The sequence below is a fragment of the Aeromonas sp. Y289-2 genome, assembly GCF_027705925.1.
Lineage (GTDB): Bacteria > Pseudomonadota > Gammaproteobacteria > Enterobacterales > Aeromonadaceae > Aeromonas > Aeromonas veronii.
The window spans coordinates 74,715-92,734 of the sequence record NZ_JAPDCH010000005.1 but is presented as its reverse complement, the minus strand read 5'-3'; the positions used below and the strand labels follow the sequence as shown (position 1 = coordinate 92,734).

The 18,020-nt window shown below is 62.1% G+C and carries 18 protein-coding genes; 15 read left to right on the top strand and 3 right to left on the bottom strand.

The window, feature by feature from the left end; translation table 11 throughout:
• Positions 1-18: 18 nt before the first annotated feature.
• The 3 genes from OKC43_RS09795 to OKC43_RS09785 are packed head-to-tail and all read left to right on the top strand — an operon-like array spanning position 19 to position 3,854.
• Positions 19-1,569 (top strand): NAD-dependent malic enzyme, encoded by a 1,551-nt coding sequence (locus OKC43_RS09795; RefSeq protein WP_236272515.1) that lies wholly within the window; start codon positions 19-21, stop codon positions 1,567-1,569.
• A 17-nt stretch (positions 1,570-1,586) separates the two neighbouring features.
• Positions 1,587-3,155 (top strand): ATP-binding protein, encoded by a 1,569-nt coding sequence (locus tag OKC43_RS09790; protein WP_021229142.1) that lies wholly within the window; start codon positions 1,587-1,589, stop codon positions 3,153-3,155.
• 3 nt (positions 3,156-3,158) lie between these two features.
• Positions 3,159-3,854 (top strand): response regulator, encoded by a 696-nt coding sequence (locus OKC43_RS09785; protein WP_005338420.1) that lies wholly within the window; start codon positions 3,159-3,161, stop codon positions 3,852-3,854.
• 76 nt (positions 3,855-3,930) lie between these two features.
• Here the strand turns inward: OKC43_RS09785 and OKC43_RS09780 are convergent, their stop codons facing one another.
• Positions 3,931-4,830 (bottom strand): DMT family transporter, encoded by a 900-nt coding sequence (locus tag OKC43_RS09780; protein WP_040066692.1) that lies wholly within the window; start codon positions 4,828-4,830, stop codon positions 3,931-3,933.
• A gap of 233 nt (positions 4,831-5,063) precedes the next feature.
• Between OKC43_RS09780 and OKC43_RS09775 the strand changes: the two genes are divergently transcribed.
• On the top strand, positions 5,064-5,849 hold the full coding sequence (locus tag OKC43_RS09775) for a helix-turn-helix transcriptional regulator (protein WP_236272516.1): 786 nt from the start codon (positions 5,064-5,066) through the stop codon (positions 5,847-5,849).
• An 80-nt stretch (positions 5,850-5,929) separates the two neighbouring features.
• Here OKC43_RS09775 and exaC read toward each other — a convergent pair whose 3' ends face one another.
• The gene (gene exaC, locus OKC43_RS09770) at positions 5,930-7,447 is read right to left on the bottom strand and encodes an acetaldehyde dehydrogenase ExaC (protein ID WP_005358870.1); all 1,518 of its coding nucleotides are present in this window, start codon (positions 7,445-7,447) and stop codon (positions 5,930-5,932) included.
• A 236-nt stretch (positions 7,448-7,683) separates the two neighbouring features.
• Here exaC and OKC43_RS09765 point away from each other — a divergent pair, with 236 nt between their 5' ends.
• The 11 genes from OKC43_RS09765 (at position 7,684) to OKC43_RS09715 (ending at position 17,675) form a co-directional block, all read left to right on the top strand.
• Positions 7,684-9,363: a sigma-54-dependent Fis family transcriptional regulator gene (locus OKC43_RS09765; RefSeq protein WP_236272517.1), complete on the top strand. Its 1,680-nt coding sequence runs from the start codon at positions 7,684-7,686 to the stop codon at positions 9,361-9,363.
• Positions 9,364-9,492: 129 nt separating this feature from the next.
• Positions 9,493-9,903 (top strand): VOC family protein, encoded by a 411-nt coding sequence (locus OKC43_RS09760; RefSeq protein ID WP_236272518.1) that lies wholly within the window; start codon positions 9,493-9,495, stop codon positions 9,901-9,903.
• 101 nt (positions 9,904-10,004) lie between these two features.
• Positions 10,005-10,694: a phosphate regulon transcriptional regulator PhoB gene (gene phoB, locus OKC43_RS09755; RefSeq protein WP_005338414.1), complete on the top strand. Its 690-nt coding sequence runs from the start codon at positions 10,005-10,007 to the stop codon at positions 10,692-10,694.
• Positions 10,695-10,702: 8 nt separating this feature from the next.
• On the top strand, positions 10,703-11,998 hold the full coding sequence (gene phoR / locus OKC43_RS09750) for a phosphate regulon sensor histidine kinase PhoR (RefSeq protein WP_005338413.1): 1,296 nt from the start codon (positions 10,703-10,705) through the stop codon (positions 11,996-11,998).
• Positions 11,999-12,176: 178 nt separating this feature from the next.
• On the top strand, positions 12,177-13,151 hold the full coding sequence (locus OKC43_RS09745) for a PstS family phosphate ABC transporter substrate-binding protein (protein ID WP_005338411.1): 975 nt from the start codon (positions 12,177-12,179) through the stop codon (positions 13,149-13,151).
• A 181-nt stretch (positions 13,152-13,332) separates the two neighbouring features.
• Positions 13,333-14,139, top strand: coding sequence for a M48 family metallopeptidase (locus OKC43_RS09740; protein ID WP_005338409.1), 807 nt, complete (start codon positions 13,333-13,335; stop codon positions 14,137-14,139).
• Positions 14,127-14,633 carry a GNAT family N-acetyltransferase gene (locus OKC43_RS09735; RefSeq protein WP_064337029.1) on the top strand — a complete coding sequence of 169 codons (507 nt, stop codon included), beginning with the start codon at positions 14,127-14,129 and terminating at the stop codon, positions 14,631-14,633. The genes OKC43_RS09740 and OKC43_RS09735 overlap by 13 nt, the downstream gene beginning before the upstream one ends.
• A gap of 108 nt (positions 14,634-14,741) precedes the next feature.
• Positions 14,742-15,644 carry an ROK family protein gene (locus tag OKC43_RS09730; protein ID WP_236272519.1) on the top strand — a complete coding sequence of 301 codons (903 nt, stop codon included), beginning with the start codon at positions 14,742-14,744 and terminating at the stop codon, positions 15,642-15,644.
• 41 nt (positions 15,645-15,685) lie between these two features.
• The gene (locus tag OKC43_RS09725; RefSeq protein WP_236272520.1) at positions 15,686-16,411 is read left to right on the top strand and encodes a copper homeostasis protein CutC; all 726 of its coding nucleotides are present in this window, start codon (positions 15,686-15,688) and stop codon (positions 16,409-16,411) included.
• A 149-nt stretch (positions 16,412-16,560) separates the two neighbouring features.
• Positions 16,561-17,172 (top strand): FKBP-type peptidyl-prolyl cis-trans isomerase, encoded by a 612-nt coding sequence (locus tag OKC43_RS09720; protein ID WP_005338405.1) that lies wholly within the window; start codon positions 16,561-16,563, stop codon positions 17,170-17,172.
• A gap of 188 nt (positions 17,173-17,360) precedes the next feature.
• Positions 17,361-17,675 carry a DUF2845 domain-containing protein gene (locus tag OKC43_RS09715; RefSeq protein ID WP_139741800.1) on the top strand — a complete coding sequence of 105 codons (315 nt, stop codon included), beginning with the start codon at positions 17,361-17,363 and terminating at the stop codon, positions 17,673-17,675.
• A 52-nt stretch (positions 17,676-17,727) separates the two neighbouring features.
• Here OKC43_RS09715 and OKC43_RS09710 read toward each other — a convergent pair whose 3' ends face one another.
• Positions 17,728-17,946 (bottom strand): DUF1107 family protein, encoded by a 219-nt coding sequence (locus tag OKC43_RS09710; RefSeq protein ID WP_005338403.1) that lies wholly within the window; start codon positions 17,944-17,946, stop codon positions 17,728-17,730.
• Between the last annotated feature and the right edge of the window lie 74 nt (positions 17,947-18,020).

Below are 18,020 nucleotides of genomic sequence, written 5' to 3'. Positions count from 1 at the left end.
GATTGAGGAACAAACAAAATGAACGACATCATGATGGGCACCAGCCTGCCCTATGCCGAACGCAAGCGTCAGGGTGTACGCGGCCGTATGCCGCATAAGGAGGAGTCCCTCTCCCAGCAGCGGCGCCGGATCTATCGGTTGGTCAGCGCCATGCAGAGTCCGTTTGACCAGCATCTGCTGCTGCGTCAGCTGCAGGAGGACAACCCGGTGCTGTTCTACGATCTGGTGCGCCACCACCTGCCGGAGTTGCTGCCGATCATCTACACCCCGGTGGTGGGGGAGGCGTGTCAGCGCCACAGTGACCTCTATCTGCGCAGCCACGGCCTCTACCTCTCCTGGCATGACAGGGACGATCTCGACGATATTCTCGAGTCGGTGGAGCAGGAGGTGGACGTGATCGTCATCTCCGACGGCGAGCGGGTGCTGGGGCTTGGCGATCTCGGTATCGGCGGCATGGGGATCTGTATCGGCAAGCTGGCGCTCTACTCCGCCGCGGGTGGCATCAACCCGGCCCGCACCCTGCCGCTCTGCGTCGATGTGGGCACCAACAATCCCGAGCTGCTGGAGGATGACTCCTACCTCGGCTGGCAATCCCCGCGCATTGACGGCGAGAGCTATTACCACTTCATGGACAAGGTGGTGGCCGCCATTCGCAAGCGCTGGCCGCAGGTGGTGCTGCAGTTTGAAGACTTTGCCGGCAAGCATGCCGCCAACCTGCTGACCCGTTATCGCGACGAGCTCTGCATGTTCAACGACGATATTCAGGGCACGGCGGCGGTCGCTTCTGCCTGCGTGCTGGCCGGGTTGCAGCAGGCGGGGACCGCCCTCAGTGATGCCCCGGTGCTGATCGTCGGCGCGGGTTCTGCCGGTTGTGGCATCGCCGCCATGCTGGCCCAGCTGGCGGGGAGTCACGACGGCGTCTGGCTGTTTGATCAGGACGGGGTGGTCTGCAGCGATCGCCCCAACCTGACCCGCGCCCAGCTGCCCTTTGCTCGTGCCGTGGAGGAGGGGAGTAGTTCGCTGCTGGAGACTATCCGGCAGGTGCGCCCGGCGGTCTTGATTGGTGTGAGCGGTCAGGGCGGCCTCTTTACTGGCGAGGTGTTGCAGGCGATGGGGGAGGTGTGCGCGCAGCCGGTGATCCTGCCACTCTCCAACCCGACCCGCAGCGCCGAGGCCACCCCCGAGCAGGTGTGGGGCGCCACAGATGGCCGCGCCCTGCTGGCCACCGGCAGCCCCTTTGCGCCGGTAACGGTGGCGGGGGAGCGGCGGGTAGTCTCCCAGTGCAACAATGTCTATGTCTTCCCGGGGATTGGTCTCGGGGCCTGCGCGGTCAAGGCGCGCCGCATCAGCGATGGCATGTTGCTGGCTGCGGTGCGGGCGGTTGGTGCCTATCCGCTGGTGGCGGGTCGGCTGTTGCCCCCGATTGAGCAGGTGGGAGAGGTGGCCCGCGCCGTCGCCAGAGCGGTGGCGCTCTGCGCCCGCGAGGAAGGATTGGCCGATTTTGTCGGCGATCCGGCACCTTTGATTGACCAGACCTGGTGGCATCCGCACTATTGGGCAGCGTCCTGACGTTTTAAGGTATGTGCATGAAACTTCGCCACCAGTTGGTCACCCTCTCTCTCGGGCTCTCCCTGCTGCTGATCCTCATTTTGGGCAGCCTGCTGGCCCTCTTTATCCGTCATCTGCTGGAGAGCAACTTGCAGGATAAGGGAAGCGATCTGGCACGGGTGATGGCGGCGGACACCCGGGTGGTCGAGGCCCTGCGTCAGGGCAGTGATCCTACCCTGCGCGACTATGTGGAGGCGGTCTGCAACCGCACCGATGCCACCTATATGGTGGTGACCGATGAGCATGGTCGCCGCCTCAGCCACCCCAACCCCGAGCTGGTGGGGCAGAAGTTTCGCGGCGAGGATATCTGGCCCGCGCTGCAGGAGCGGCGCAGCTACTGCTCCAAGGATCGGGGCACCATGGGGCCGGCTATCCGCTGCTTCTCCCCGGTGGTGGGCGGTGACGGGCGCGTCATGGGAGCCGTGGTGGTTGGCTACCTGATGCAGCAGGTGGAGGGCATCTATATGGAGCGGGTGGCCCTGCTCATCAGCGCCATCGTTGCGGTGCTGGGGTGTGGTCTGCTGCTGGCACTCTGGGTGCAATACCTGCTGCGCAAGACCCTGCTCGATCTGGAGCCGGAGGCGATCGTGCGCCGCTTCACCCTGCAGGATCTGGTGCTGGAGCACATCACTGAAGGGGTCATCGCCCTCGATGGTCGCGGCAACATCAACATGATCAACAGCACCGCCAGCTACCAGCTGCGGCTGCCGGTTACCGGGCGCCACGCCCTGCAGGGGCAGTCGCTGGCGGAGCTGGTGCCACCCCTTGCCCCCTGTCTGGAGCAGGAGGGTGGGGAAGTGAGCTTCACCATTCAGGGGGAGTCCTTCGTCGGCCGCTGGCAGGCGGTGCAGGGCAAGGCGCCGGGGCGGCTGCTGATCTTCAGCCGTCCGGAGGTGGCCGCCAGTCTGGGGGTGCAAGTGACCCATCTGCGTCAGTATGCCGAGATGCTGCGGATGCAGAGCCACGAGTTCGCCAACAAGCTGAGCAGCCTCTCCGGCCTGTTGCAGCTGGGCCATGTGGATCAGGCGGTGGAGCTGATCCAGCAGGAGAACGAAGCGTGCCAGACCATGCTGCAGGAGCTGCTGCGGCTGATCGACAACAAGCCGGTGGCGGGGCTTATTCTCGGCAAGTTCAGCCGGGCCCGCGAGCTCGGGGTGACTCTGGAGCTAGATCCCGATTCGGCGCTGGCGGAGTATCCGGCTTCGGTCTCGGCCGATCTCATTACCCTCATTGGCAACCTGCTGGATAACGGCCTGCAGGCGGCCTGGCGCAACCGCCAGCAGCGGCCGCCGCGGGTGCTGCTCTCTCTGTGCGATGTGGGGCGGCGGCTGGTGATCGAGGTGGAGGATAGCGGCGAGGGGGTCGACGAGGAGCTGGCCGATCACCTGTTCGATTACGGGGTGAGTCGCCAGAGCGGCGATCACGGAGTGGGTCTGTTCCTGGTCAAGGAGACCGTGGGTCGGCACGAGGGTGTGATAGAATGGCGGCGAACCGCCGAGCAGACCACCCTGTTTGGTATCTACTTGAATAAAAACCAATTAATGTGAGCCATGGACCCAATAATCACGCTTGTTATTGAAGATGACGATCGGATCGGTGCCATCTTGTCAGAACTGGTGGCGGCGACACCCGGTTTCTCCCTGCTGGGGCGGGCCGGCACCCTGGCCCAGGCCGATGCCATGATGGCCGGTGTGGTGCCCCAACTGCTGCTGGTGGATGTCTCCCTGCCCGATGGCTCCGGCCTTGAGTGGGTGAGCCGCCTGCGCAGCCACAACCGCGAAGCCTACGTCATCATGGTGACTGCCTCGCGGGATGTGGAGACCATCCAGCAGGCCCTCAATCTGGGGGTTCATGACTACGTCATCAAACCATTGCGGCTGTTTCGCATCCAGCAGAGCCTGGACGAGATCCTGCAACTGCACAGCCGTCTCTGCGAGCGGGGTCGGCTGGAGCAGGAAGATCTCGACAAGCTGCTGGGCAAGGGGGGGCGCTCCCAGATCAAGGAGATGCGCGTCACCCCCAAGGGGATCGACAGCATCACCCTGCGTCAGGTGCTGGATCTGCTGGCGGGCGAGCCGGAGAACGTCTTCTCCACCGATACGGTGGCGCTGCGACTCTCCCTCAGCCGCACCACGGCGCGCCGCTATCTGGAGTATCTGGAGTCGGAAGATCGGGTGGATGTGGATCTCAACTACGGTCAGCGGGGGCGGCCGGAGCGGCGCTACCGCTGGCGCCGGGCCGGTTGAGATGCGCACTGGCGTGCATTGCAGAAACAACAAGGGAGCCATGGGCTCCCTTGTTGTTTCCGGATGATGTACGTTTTCAGGCGGCTTCCCGTTCGGCTACCGGCGCACGCCCCTTCAGCTGGGAGGCCATCACCCCGCCCAGGATCAGCCCGCCACCCAGCAGGTGATAGCCGTGGATTGGCTCGCCCAGGCCGACGACGGCGATCAGCGCCGTACAGAGCGGCATCAGGTTCATAAAGACCGAGGTGCGCTCTGCCCCCATGCAGGCGAGGCCGCGCATCCAGCAGTAAGCCGCCAGCAGGGAGGAGGCGAGCCCGGCGAAGAGCACCAGTCCCCACCCTTCGGCTGGCACCGCCATCGAGTCGGCACTGAGGGCGAGCGGCACCAGCAGTAGCACGGCCAGCAGGATCTGCATATAGAGGTTGAGCCAGGGGCCAAACGGCAGGTGCCAGCGGCGGATCAGTAGGCCGTAAAGGGCGTAGCTGGCGGAACCCAGCAGCATCATGCCATCCCCCGGGTTGATGCCGTTATGGAGCAGGGCCAGTGGTTCGCCCTTGCCAAGCAACCAGAGCACCCCGAACAGGGAGAGACTCATGCCGAGCAGTGCCTGTTTGCCGGGACGCTGGCCGAAGAAGAGCGCCCCTTGCAGCAGGGTGAGCAGCGGAATGAGAGAGCCGATCACCCCCATGTTGGTGGCGGAGGTGCTGTGAGCGGCGTAGTAGGCCAGACACTGGTAGAGCACCATACCGAGCGCTGCCAGCACCAGCAGCTTGCCGAGCCAGGGGCGAACCTCGCTGCGTCGCCGCCACAGCTGCGGCAGGCAGAAGGGGGTCAGCGCCAGGGCGGCGATCACCCAGCGATAGAAGGAGATGGCCGCGGGGTCGAGCACGCTGGCGGCCGCCTTGGAAACCACGGTATTGGTAGCCCAGATCAGCACAGCCATCAGCGGAAAGAGAAGAGGGGAAAAGATTCGCATCAGAGGCTCCTTATTAACAGGGGGCCAAGTCTACCCTTGTCTTTATATTATCAAGTAGCGTAAAACAGACAGATGACCCAGCAGAAAAGACAACTCTTTCTGATGCACCTTATTCCGGCCCACACGGACTGCGTTTGCCCGCAACTGATGGCTGCTTTTGACCTGTGCCGGCGACCGAGCCAACAGGGCGTTGCATCACGCCTGCTCCTCTCTCTCGCTGACCAGGGACGCTGATGGCCACTCACCACTTTCAGCCGGTAGATGTCGTTCTGCCCGCTCCCAATCCGCTCTTTTTCAGTTACCAGCAGATGCTGGCCGACAGCGCGACCGTGCTGCACTCCCACCCCTGGGGCCAGCTCAACATGATCAGCCTGGGGATCATGGAGATAGAGCTGGGGGATCAGCGACTGGTGGCCCCTGCCGACTATCTTATCTGGGTACCGGCGGGACTCGACCACACCTCCTACAACGAGCAGACCCTCGACTACACCTCCATCTACGTCAGCCACGAGCTGGCGGCCAAGCTGCCGCCAGAGCCCAGATTGCTGCTGCTCACCCCACTTATTCGCGCCCTGCTGAGCGACTTTTGCGAACGGCGGGTAAGCCATATGGCGGATGAGTGGGATCAGCGCCAAGCCGAGCTACTGGTGGAGCGACTGGCGCGCACCCGCTGTCAGGAGAGCTACCTGCCGATGAGTCAGGACAAGCTGCTGGCTCCCATGCTGGCGGCGTTGCACAGCGATCCTGCCGATCCCCGTACTCTGGCCCAGTGGGCCGGACAACTGCACACCACAGAGCGCACCCTGGCGCGGCGTTGCCTGCGGGAGTTGGGGATGAGTTTCGGTCAGTGGCGGGCGCGGCTGCGGCTTCTCAAAGCCTTGGCCTGGCTCAAGGGCGACATGCCCATTCAGGAGATCAGCTGGCGGCTCGGTTACGGCTCCACCTCGGCCTTTATCGCCATGTTCAACCGGGAGCTGGGCTGCTCCCCCCAGCGTTATCGCCTACAGTCAGGCCGATAACAAATTGCCGGACATGTCATCTGGTGAAGCAAAACAAGAAGGGCGCCCGCAGGCGCCCTTTCTGATGACGCCTGCTTGCGCTAGAAGAAGCCGAGCGGGTTGATGTCGTGACTCACCAGCAGGTTCTTGGTGTTCTGGTAGTGGTCCAGCATCATCTTGTGGGTCTCGCGGCCGATCCCCGACTTCTTGTAACCGCCAAAGGCGGCGTGTGCCGGGTAGGCGTGGTAGCAGTTGACCCAGACCCGGCCAGCCTGAATGCCACGCCCCATGCGCCAGGCCAGATTGCTGTCACGGGTCCACAGGCCTGCCCCCAACCCGTACTGGGTGTCGTTGGCAATGGCCAGAGCATCCGCCTCGTCCTTGAAGGTGGTGACCCCGAGCGCCGGCCCGAAGATCTCCTCCTGGAACACCCGCATCTTGTTCTGACCGGAGAAGATGGTGGGCTGGATGTAGAACCCCCCCTCCAGTCCGCTCACCTTGGCCGGGCCGCCGCCGATCAGCATCTTGGCCCCTTCGCCGCGGCCGATCTCCATGTAGCCCAGGATCTTGTCGAACTGCTCGCGGGACGCCTGCGCCCCCACCTGAGTGGCGGTATCGAGGGGGTTGCCCTGCACTATGGTGCGAGCACGGGCCAGCACCCTGTCCATGAAGTCGTCATAGATGCTGGCCTGCACTAGCGCGCGGGAGGGACAGGTACACACTTCCCCTTGGTTGAAGAAGGTCATCAGCATCCCTTCTACCGCCTTGTCGATGTAGCTGCTCTCGTGCTGCATCACGTCGGCGAAGTAGATATTGGGGGACTTGCCCCCCAGCTCCACGGTGGAGGGGATCAGCTTGTCGGCTGCGCAGCGAAGGATATGGGCGCCCACTTCGGTCGAACCGGTAAAGGCGAGTTTCTGGATCCGGTTGCTGGTGGCGAGCGCCTGACCTGCCTCGGCGCCGAAGCCGTTGACCACGTTGACTACGCCGGCAGGCAGGATGTCCTTGATGAGATCCATCATCAGCATGATGGTGACCGGGGTCTGCTCGGCGGGCTTGAGCACGCTGCAGCAACCGGCCGCCAGCACTGGAGCCAGCTTCCAGGCGGCCATCAGCAGCGGGAAGTTCCACGGAATGATCTGGCCGACCACGCCGATGGGCTCCTTGAAGTGGTAGCTGACGGTGTTCTGATCCAGCTCGGCGGCCGAGCCCTCCTGAGCGCGAATGCAGCCAGCGAAGTAGCGGAAGTGATCCACCACCAGCGGCAGGTCTGCCGCCAGGGTTTCACGCACCGCCTTGCCGTTCTCCCAGGTTTCGGCGATGGCGAGCCGTTCGATGTTCTGCTCGATGCGATCGGCGATGCGCAGCAGCAGGTTGCTGCGCTCGGTGACGCTGGTTTTGCTCCAGCTGGTGAACGCCTTGTGGGCGGCATCCAGCGCCAGCTCGATATCGGCGGCGTCGGAGCGAGCGACCTCGCAGAATACTTTGCCATCCACCGGCGAGATGTTTTCAAAGTAGCGGCCGGCGCGAGGAGCCACCCACTCACCACCGATGAAGTTGTCGTAACGGGACTTGAAGCTGACCAGGGCACCTGCCTGACCGGGAGCGGTATAAATCATCTCATCATCCTTTATGTGTGTGATCCTGACCGGACTGGCTGACAGACCGGTTGCCAGCTGATATCGCAAGGGGCGTGCCAAAGGGTCTGACCAGCAGGCAAAAGGTTACAAAAACGTTATCAAATGGGGTGTGGCAGCGTATCTTGGTTAACCAATGACCACGGCTATTGCGATAAAACTGTACCGTTTCTGGACAGTGGCCGAGACAGTCGTGCTGTTTGTGAACAGGAGGCGTGATGAGTGAGTCACTTCAACCCGGTCCCGGTCCGATCCAGCGTTCCTGGCAGCGTTGCCTGCATCAGGGGCTGAGCCGCCAGCAGAGCGCTGGTCTGGACTTGCTGCCCCAGGGGGAGCTGTCGGCCCGTCAGGAGCAGCACAGGGCGCTGATTGCTTGCTTCCAGCGCTTCGTGCTGCCGCTGTTTGCCCAGTTGCTGGCGGGTCGCCCCTGTCGCCTGTTGTTGTGTGACGGTGAGGGGGCCATTCTGGCCGCCAGTGGTGATGAGGGGTTCGCCCGCCATGCCGAGCGTATCTTTTTGCGCAGTGGCGCCCGCTGGGGGGAGGCGAGCAAGGGCACCAACGCCATCGGTACCGCGCTGGCCGAGCAGAGCGAAGTGCAGGTGCTCGGCAATCAGCACTTCTTCGCCCAGCACAGCTTCCTCAGTTGCAGCGCTTGCCCGTTGCTCGGGCCGGATGGGCAATTACTCGGTGTGCTCGATATCTCCACCGATGCGGCCCACCACGACGGCGACATGCTGGGCACGGTGCGGCTGCTGGCCATGACCCTCGAAAATGCACTCTTGGCGCGTCAGCCGGGCTGGCTGGTGGATCTCGAGCCCCAGAGCCTCTGGTCCGCTCGCCTGTTGCTGGGAGAGGAGGGAGAATTGCTCGGCGCCAACCGGGCAGGCCGGGTCTGGCTCGGCCAGCACCCTTTCGATGGCAGGCAACTGCTGCGCGAGGGGCGTGGCTTGCGGCTGGAGCCAGAAGCGGACGTGACCTCTTCCCGCGCCGTGCTGCCGGGTCACTCAAGCCCGGTGCCACCTCCGCAGCAGGTGCCGCTCAAGATGCTGGAGCGCGGCATTTCGCTGCTTATCGAGGGGGAGACCGGCAGCGGTAAAGAGCATCTGGTGCGGGCCCTGCACCGAGCGTCCAGTCGGCGGGAGCAGCCACTGGTGTGCGTCAACTGTGGCGCGTTACCAGCAGATCTGGTGGAAGCAGAGCTGTTTGGCTATGTGGGCGGGGCTTTCAGCGGTGCCCGCAGCCAGGGCAGTCAGGGTTATCTGCGTGCAGCCCACGGCGGCATGCTGATGCTCGATGAAATTGGCGAACTGCCGCTGCAGGCTCAAACTCGACTGCTGCGGGTATTGCAGGAGCGCTGCGTGACGCCGGTTGGCAGTCACAAGCCGGAGGCGGTGGATTTCTGGCTGGTCAGTGCCAGCCACCGGGATCTGGCGGCCATGGTGCAGAGTGGCGCATTTCGCGAAGACCTCTATTACCGGATCTGCGGCTGGCGCCAGCAGCTGATGCCGCTGCGCCGTTGGCCTGCCGCTGAGCGTCTGGGGCTGATCCAGCGACTGTTGGCGGAGATGGACCCGACCCTGCGTCTGACCCGCGATGCGGAGCAGCAACTGCTGGCCCATCCGCTGCCCGGCAACGTGCGCCAGCTCAAGCAGGCACTGGAAGTGGCCTGTGTGCTGGCAGAGGGGTTGGGTTGGATAGAACCCGCCCACCTGCATCTGCCCAGTGTGGCCACAGAGCCCGGCGCCTTGCCGATGGGGGAGGCGACCAGCTTGCGTGAACAAACCCGGCGGCAGGTGCAGCAAACGCTGGCGGCATGCGGCGGCAACGTCAGCGAGGCCGCGCGCCAGCTGGGGATCAGCCGCACCACCCTCTACCGGACGCTGCGCGAAGCCCCTTGAGTGCTCACTCCTCTTCACCGGTCGTTTTCAAGACGCACATGACGGCTGGAGCCCTGCCCGTCCAGCCGCTATGATGCGCCCTGGCCGGGGCATTGCGCCCGTTGACTCATCCGTTGAGGATTTTCTGCCATGTCACAACACATAGGGGCGCTGACTCTGCTGGTGGCTGATTACGATCAGGCTATTCGCTTTTTTACCGAGGGACTTGGCTTTGTGCTCCTGGAGGACACTCGGCTCGATGAACCGGGCAAACCGGGCAAGCGCTGGGTGCGGGTTGCCCCCAAAGGCGCCTCCGGTTCTTCACTGCTGCTGGCACAAGCGGCCAATGCGCAGCAGCAGGCCGCCATCGGTCAGCAGGGCGGTGGCCGGGTATTTCTGTTCCTCGAGACCACTGATTTCTGGGGGGATTACCAGCGCATGCAGGCGTACGGTGTTCATTTTTGTGAACAGCCCCGTGACGAGCCTTATGGCACCGTGGTGGTGTTTGAGGATATCAGCGGCAACCGGTGGGACTTGTTGCAACGTACTGCTGCCAACTGAATCTGAAAACGTTTATCATCCCGCCTGTCATAAAGTCATAAAAGTGTCACAGAAAATTCTAATAATTGGCGCACCCATCTTCACAGAGGAGAGAGAAGGGAATGGCTAAGCGAATTCTGGTGGTCGAGGACGAAGCACCGATCCGCGAAATGCTCTGCTTCGTGTTGGAGCAGAAGGGATATGAGACGATTGAAGCGGAAGATTACGCCGATGGACTGGCGAAGGTGCGCGAACCCTACCCCGAACTCATCGTGCTCGACTGGATGATGCCGGGCGGCAGTGGCATCCAGTTTATCAAGCAGCTCAAGCAGGATGAGGTGACGCGCCAGATCCCGGTGGTGATGCTCACAGCTCGTGGTGAAGAGGAGGACAAGGTGCGTGGTCTGGAGGCCGGAGCCGACGACTACATCACCAAGCCGTTCTCGCCCAAGGAGCTGACCGCTCGCCTCCATGCGGTGATGCGCCGCGTGTCGCCCACCTCGGTAGACGAGGTGATCGAGGTGCAGGGGCTGAAACTCGATCCTGTCTCCCACCGGGTCAGTGCCGAAGAGAAGGCGCTCGACATGGGGCCGACCGAATTCAAGCTGCTTCACTTCTTTATGACTCACCCCGAGCGGGTCTACAGCCGTGAACAGCTGCTCAACAATGTCTGGGGTACCAATGTGTACGTCGAGGACAGAACCGTGGATGTGCATATTCGTCGCCTGCGCAAGGCGATTGAAGAGACAGGGCACGACAGATTGATCCAGACGGTGCGTGGAGCCGGATACCGCTTCTCAACCCGTCTCTAGAGGCAGTTATGTTGCAACCTTACGCCTGGCGGCGACAGTTGTGGCGAATGGCGTTTTTTTACGCCCCCTTCGCATTGGTTGGCTGGTTGATTGATCATCTTGCCCTCTGCCTGTTGGTGGCGGCCGTGTTGCATCTGGGCTGGCACTATCGCTTCCAGAAGCGGCTCTCTGACTGGCTGTGGCACGACCGCAGCCTGGTGCCCCCCAGCGGCAATGGCAGCTGGGAGTACATCTTCAACGGTATCTACAAGCTGCAGCAGCGTCACCGCGCCCGTCGCCGCGAGCTGGCGGGGCTGATCCGCCGCTTCCGGGAGGGTGCCGAGGCGCTGCCCGATGCCGCCGTGGTATTTCGCACCGATGGCAGCATCCTCTGGTGCAACCGGCTGGCGGAGCAACTGCTCGGTTTTCGCTGGCCGGAGGATGCCGGCCAGCATATCGGCAACCTCATTCGCAATCCGGCCTTTAACGCCTATCTGGGCAAGGGGGCGTATGACGAGCCCCTCGAGATGCACTCCCCGGTCAACGAGGAGAAGTTTCTCGAGTTTCGCATCATGCCCTACGCCTCGGATCAGGCGATGCTGGTGGTGCGGGATGTCACCCGCTTGCGCAGTCTCGAGAAAACTCGCAAGCACTTCGTTTCCAACGTCTCCCACGAGCTGCGTACCCCGCTGACCGTGCTCAAGGGCTATCTGGAGATGACCGAGGAGCCGCCCCCGCCCGCCATGTGGGCCAAGGCGCATCGGGTGATGATGGAGCAGACTATCCGGATGGATAATCTGGTCAATCAGCTGCTCACCCTCTCCCGTATCGAGGCGGCCCCGACCGTGGATCTCTCCCATCTGGTGGACATGCCTGCCATGCTGGGGCTGCTGGAGCAGGAGGCGCGAGCGCTCTCGGGCGAACGGGCCCACCAGCTCGAATTTGTGGTGCAGCCCAATTTGCTGGTGCGCGGGGATCAGGAGCAGCTGCGCAGTGCTGTCTCCAACCTGGTCTATAACGCCATTCACTACACCCCGGCGGGGCGAAAAATTACCGTGGAGTGGCGCAAGCAGGGGGCGATGGCGCTGTTTGCCGTGAGCGATGAAGGGGAGGGGATTGCCCCCGAGCATCTGGCGCGGCTGACCGAGCGGTTCTATCGGGTCGACAAGGCACGCTCGCGCCATACCGGCGGCTCAGGCTTGGGCCTTGCCATCGTCAAGCATGCCCTCAGTCATCACGACTGCCAGCTCGATATCGAGAGCCGGGTCGGCCTTGGCAGCCGCTTCAGCTTTCTCATCCCGAGCCGTATGGTGGTGATTAAATAGTCTTTTATGGCAATGAGTTAGCTGCAAAAAGAGGGCCTTTGAACGGGCCCTCTTTTCATTTGTTCAAATCTGTCGCCATGTCATTAAAGTGTCACATTAAATCCATAAATTTGTCACTGCCAGGTCAGATACTGGCGCCGTCTTAAGAACGGACCTTCTGTAACTTTGGAGAGATTGGATGAAACTCAACAAACTGGCTGGTGTAATCGGATTCACCGCAGCAACCCTGTTTTCTGTCAGCGCCCTGGCTGCCGGTGTGGATAAAGACCTGCCGGATTACACACCGACCAGCGGCATTTCGGGCAACCTGTCCTCTGTCGGCTCTGACACCCTGGCCAACATGATGACCCTGTGGGCCGAAGAATTTAAGCGCTTGTACCCCAACGTCAACGTGCAGATCCAGGCCGCCGGTTCTTCTACCGCCCCGACTGCCCTGACCGAAGGTGTTGCCCAGTTCGGCCCGATGAGCCGTGCCATGAAGGCCGGTGAAGAGGAAGCATTCGAGAAGCGTTACGGCTACAAGCCGACTGCCATCCGCGTTGCAGTCGATGCCCTGGCTGTGTTCGTCAACAAGGACAACCCCATCAAGGGGCTGACCATGCCGCAGATCGACGCCATTTTCTCCAGCACCCTCAAGTGCGGCGAAGCCAAGGCTGCCACCAAGTGGTCTGATCTGGGTCTGGACGGCAACTGGTCCTCTAAGGATCTGCAACTGTTCGGTCGCAACTCCGTATCCGGTACCTACGGTTACTTCAAGGAGCACGCCCTGTGTAACGGCGACTTCAAGAGCGGCGTGAACGAGCAGCCGGGTTCTGCTTCCGTGGTGCAGTCTGTCTCTGCCTCCCTGAACGGCATCGGCTACTCCGGTATCGGTTATGTCACCTCCGGCGTGCGTGCAGTACCGCTCTCCAAAGATGGCAAGACCTTCATCGAAGCAACCTCCGATAACGCCATCACCGGCAAGTATCCGCTGTCACGCTTCCTGTACGTTTACGTGAACAAGCATCCGAACAAGCCGCTCTCCCCGATGGAGCAAGAGTTCGTCAAGATGATGCTCTCCAAAGCAGGCCAGAACATCGTTGCCAAAGATGGCTACGTGCCGGTGCCGGCCAAGGTGGTACAGGCTGACCTGAAAAAGCTGGGTATCATGTAACTGCCCGCAGTCAGCATGCCCTGATAAAACGAGCCCCAAGCGGGCTCGTTTTGTTTTTGGCGGCTGTCAGTTTTGTTAATAGCGCAGGATGGATATTTTTCCGCCAGCCGGGGGCTGGCTCCCTTGCGTAGCCGGGCGGCATTTCCGAGAATAGGGCAACGTTATGGCAAAGGATCCCTTCATGATTGCGTCCCTCACCAAGTTTGGCATGGTAGCCCTCTGTAGTTCCCTGCTGGTCGCCTGCGCCCAGTCGCCGACCGGCCGCAGCCAGATGCTGCTCTACTCTCCCCAGCAGATGAACCAGCTGGGCGCCGACTCCTTCGAGCAGATGAAGAAGCAGGAGAAGGTGAGCAAGGATGCCAAACTCAACGCCTATGTCTCCTGTGTCGCCAAGGCGGTGACCGCCCAGGTGCCGGCCAGCTATGGCATCACCAACTGGGAAGTGGTGGTGTTTGACTCCAAACAGGTCAACGCCTTCGCCCTGCCCGGCGGCAAGATCGGGGTCTACAGCGGCCTGCTCAAGGTGGCCAAGAATCAGGATCAGTTGGCGACCGTCATCGGTCACGAGCTGACTCACGTACTGGCCCAGCACTCCAACGAACGACTCTCGCGCAGCCAGCTGGCGGGGATCGGTCTGGCGGCCGCCGACATTGCCATGGGCACCAGCGAGTACCGCGGCGCCACCATGGCCGCCCTTGGCCTCGGGGTCGAGGTGGGGGTGATGTTGCCCTATGGCCGTACTCAGGAGAGCGAAGCGGATCGGCTGGGGCTTGAGCTGATGGCGCGCGCCGGGTTCAATCCGGCCGAGGCAATCCCCCTGTGGCAAAACATGAGTGCCGCCGCCGGTGGCAACACGCCGCCGCAACTGCTCTCCACCCACCCGAGCAACGAGAACCGGATCGCCGAGTTGCAGGCGCAACAGGCGCAAGTGCTGCCGCTCTATGAGCAGGCCCGCGCCAACGGTCTGGTGCCCCAATGCAAGGCATAAGCCTGCGCATGGCGCGCAGCGATGATGCCGCCGCCATGACGGTGATGCAGCGAGCCAGCTGGCTCGCTGCCTATGGCCAGGTGCTCGGTGCTGACCTGCTGGAGCAGCTGGACGTCACCGCCCATCTGCAGATTTGGCAGAGCCGTCTGGCCGAGCCGGGCCCAAGGCCCATGCTGCTTTGTCTCGATGAGGTGGTGATTGGCCTGCTCTACTGGCAACCACAACAGGAAGCGGGACAGAGCCATGCCCTGATCCGCGCTTTTTACCTCCATCCCGACCACTGGCGACAAGGCTATGGCAAACGGCTGTGGCAGGCGGTGGCGATGCAGATGCGCCGCGCCGGCTGCCATAGCGTCAAATTGTGGCTGCTCGATGGCAACCACATTGGCGAGGGATTCTACCTGCGCCGCGGCTTCGTCTTTGATGGTGCAGAGCGCACCCTGATAAGCCTCGGGCAGCCCTGCCTGCAGCGACAAATGAGCCGTTTGCTCTGATCACTCTCCCGTTTTTCGCCTTCGGTCACTTTATTTTTTTTGCGAATTAATACAATGTCCCCCTTGAAACAGAGTTGGATAAACACGGGCTGACAAGGGAGTGCTGGCATGTATTACGGCTTTGATATCGGTGGCACCAAGATCGCCTTCGCGGTCTATGACGGTGCATTGAACCTCTGCCACGAGGAGCGCATGAGCACCCCTGGCAACGATTATGAGGGGCTGCAGCAGCTGATCCACTCCCGGGTCGAGCAGGCGGATGCCCGCTTCGGCGCACGGGGCTCGGTCGGCATCGGTTTCCCCGGTGTCATCAACAGCCAGGATCACAGCATAGTGGCGGCCAATCTTCCCTCCATCAATGGTCGCCATCTGGGCGCCGATCTGGCCGAACTGCTGGAGCGGCCGGTCAAGGTGGATAACGACGCCAACTGCTTCCTCTGGTCCGAAGTGCATCAAGGGGCAGCCGACGGCGCCGGCAGTGCGCTCGGTGTCACCATCGGCACCGGTATCGGCGGCGCCGTCTATCTGGCGGGCAAGCTTATTCAGGGGCGCAACTGGCTGGCTGGCGAGATTGGTCATTACCCCTTGCCTGCGACCATGCTGATGAAGTACCCCGAGTTGCCCCGTCCCCGTTGCGGCTGCGGCCGTCTGGTCTGTTTTGAAACCTATGCCTCCGGCACCGGTCTGGAGCGTCTCTATCACCATTTCCATGGCCAGCGCGCCACGGGTCACCAGATTGTGGGACGCTTCGAGGCCCATGAACCCCATGCGGTCGAGACGGTCGACTGCTGGCTGGAGATCATGGCCGCCGGGCTTGCCACCGCCATTTCGGTGATTGATCCCGAGGTGGTGGTATTGGGGGGCGGCCTGAGCGGCCTGCCCGCCCTCTATGAACAGCTGCCGCTGCGTCTGCCCGGTCACTTGCTGCCCGGGGTCGCCCTGCCCGAGATCCGCCAGGCCCGCTTCGGCGGCGCCGGCGGTGTACGCGGCGCAGCCTTGCTCAATCTATGAGATCAGATGTGGGGTCTGATCTCCCCGAAAAAGGAGTCCTCATGACCCGTCTTGAAATCTGTATCGACAACCTGGAATCCCTGTTCACCGCCCAGCAATCCGGGGCGGATCGCATCGAGCTCTGCTCTGCGCTGGGTCTGGGCGGCCTGACCCCCTCCTACGGTTTTATGCAGCAGGCGGCCCGCCATGCCACCGTGCCGGTTTATGCCATGATCCGCCCGCGCGCCGGGGATTTTTGTTTCAACGACGGCGAGTTCGAGATGATGCTGCAAGATATCGCGGCGGCCCGCTCTGCCGGTCTGCAAGGGGTGGTGGTCGGTTTGCTGGATGAGGAGGGGCGGGTGCCTGCCGCCAAGCTCAAACAGCTGGTGGATGCCGCCGGCCCCCTGGGGGTCACCTTCCATCGCGCCATCGACCTCTCCTCCGACTGGCGCCTCGATCTGCAGACCATAGTTGCTGCCGGTTGCGAGCGCATTCTGAGCTCGGGCCATGCGCCGACCGCGCTGGCGGGGCTGGAGACCCTGCAGGAGATGCAGCAGGCGCTGGCGGGGCGTGCCAGCCTGATGCCGGGGGCCGGGGTCAATGCCGACAACGTGCGTACCATCATCGAGTTCACCGGGGTGAGCGAAGTGCATATGTCCGGCATGGGCTGGCGCGGTGGCATGGTGCCGCACGGAGTGAATATGGGCACTTCGGATGATGGTCGGGTCAATATCACCGATGGCGCCAAGGTGGCTGCGGTCAGAGCCCTGCTGGATCGCGGTTAAGCAGATCGCCGCCGTTGGGCGGCGTTCATCCGCATCTTGTGTGAAGTTCCTCCCACTGACGGGGAAATCAGGGGCGCCCCGGCAGCACCCCGGCCAAAAGTCTGATATTATCCCGCCTCTTTACTACATGGATCTGGAGCAACATCTCAATGTCCCAATACGACTCTATCGAACAGAAGGCCAGCTATGGCATCGGCCGCAACATGGGGGATCAGCTGGCGCAGCAAGCTTTCGCCGGTCTGGATATCCCGGCCCTGCAACAAGGTCTGGCAGATGCCCTGAATGGTCTGGAGTTCGCGGTCAGCCGTGACGATATCAATGATGCCTTCCAGGTGATCACTGCGCGTATGCAAGAAGAGCAGGAAGCCGCCGCCAAGGCCGCTGCTGCTGACGGCGAAGCCTTCTTGGCTGATAACGCCAAGCGCGCTGAAGTGAAGGTGACCGACTCCGGTCTGCAGTACGAAGTGCTGGTAGAAGGCAACGGTGCCGTTCCGGTAGCCGGTCAGTCCGTGCGTGTGCACTACCACGGTACCTTCACCCACGGTGGCGTATTCGACAGCTCCGTTGCTCGCGGCCAGCCAGCTGAATTCCCGGTGACCGGCGTGATTGCTGGCTGGGTTGAAGCGCTGCAGCTGATGCCGGTTGGTTCCAAGTGGAAGCTCTACATCCCCCACGATCTGGCCTACGGTGCTCGTGGTGCCGGTTCCATCCCGCCCTACTCTGCACTGGTATTTGAAGTCGAGCTGCTGGACATCCTGTGATCCTGCTGGCTTGATGCAAACGGCGACCCTCGGGTCGCCGTTTGTTTTTGGGCTATGTGATAGACAGTATTTGTCGCGGTCAGTAGGTTGGATAGCAGAAAAGGGCGGCTTTTTTGCGCTATTGACTGGTTTTTTCAGAAACGGGAACAGGCATACTGCGACTCATTAGAGAGGATAAGGAGAACCCGATGAGCAATAAGATGAAGAATGTAGCGGGGCTTGCTCTGTTGCTGCTAAGCATTCCGGCCAGTGCCGACGCCATGCGCTGCAAGAATGCCCTGATCAGCGAGGGTGACAGCACCGCCGAGATGCTGCTCAAGTGCGGCGAGCCGATGTTGCGGGAGGATATTACCCGTAACGAGGAGAATCTGCACGGCACTGTGGTTGAGGTCAAATATGGCGAACGCTGGACCTACAACTTCGGCAAGAACGAGTTCATGCGCTTCGTGACGGTACGCAATGGAAAGGTGACTGACATCGAAAACGGCCCGCGCGGCCAGTAGCCGGCGGGCAAAGCATGGATGCACAACAGACAGTAGGGCAAGACCCTTTGACTCACATGTCCGGCAAGGGGTCGCGGTGACCAAGTTGTCTGACAGCCAGATTGATCTGGCGAGCCAGTCTTAGCCGCTGGCGGCAGGTCAGGCCATGGAGGCTGATCCTGCCCGCGTTGAATTCAAATGTCCCCAGCGACTCGATGGCAAAATAGCCTCGATGAAAGCTCTTGATGTAGCGAGCGATCTGCCGTGGGGATAACTGCTTGAATACCTTCATCACACGGTTCCCTGATTGCCTGGACAGGGCACACTATGGTGTCGGTCGATGACACTGATATGACGGTTTATAAA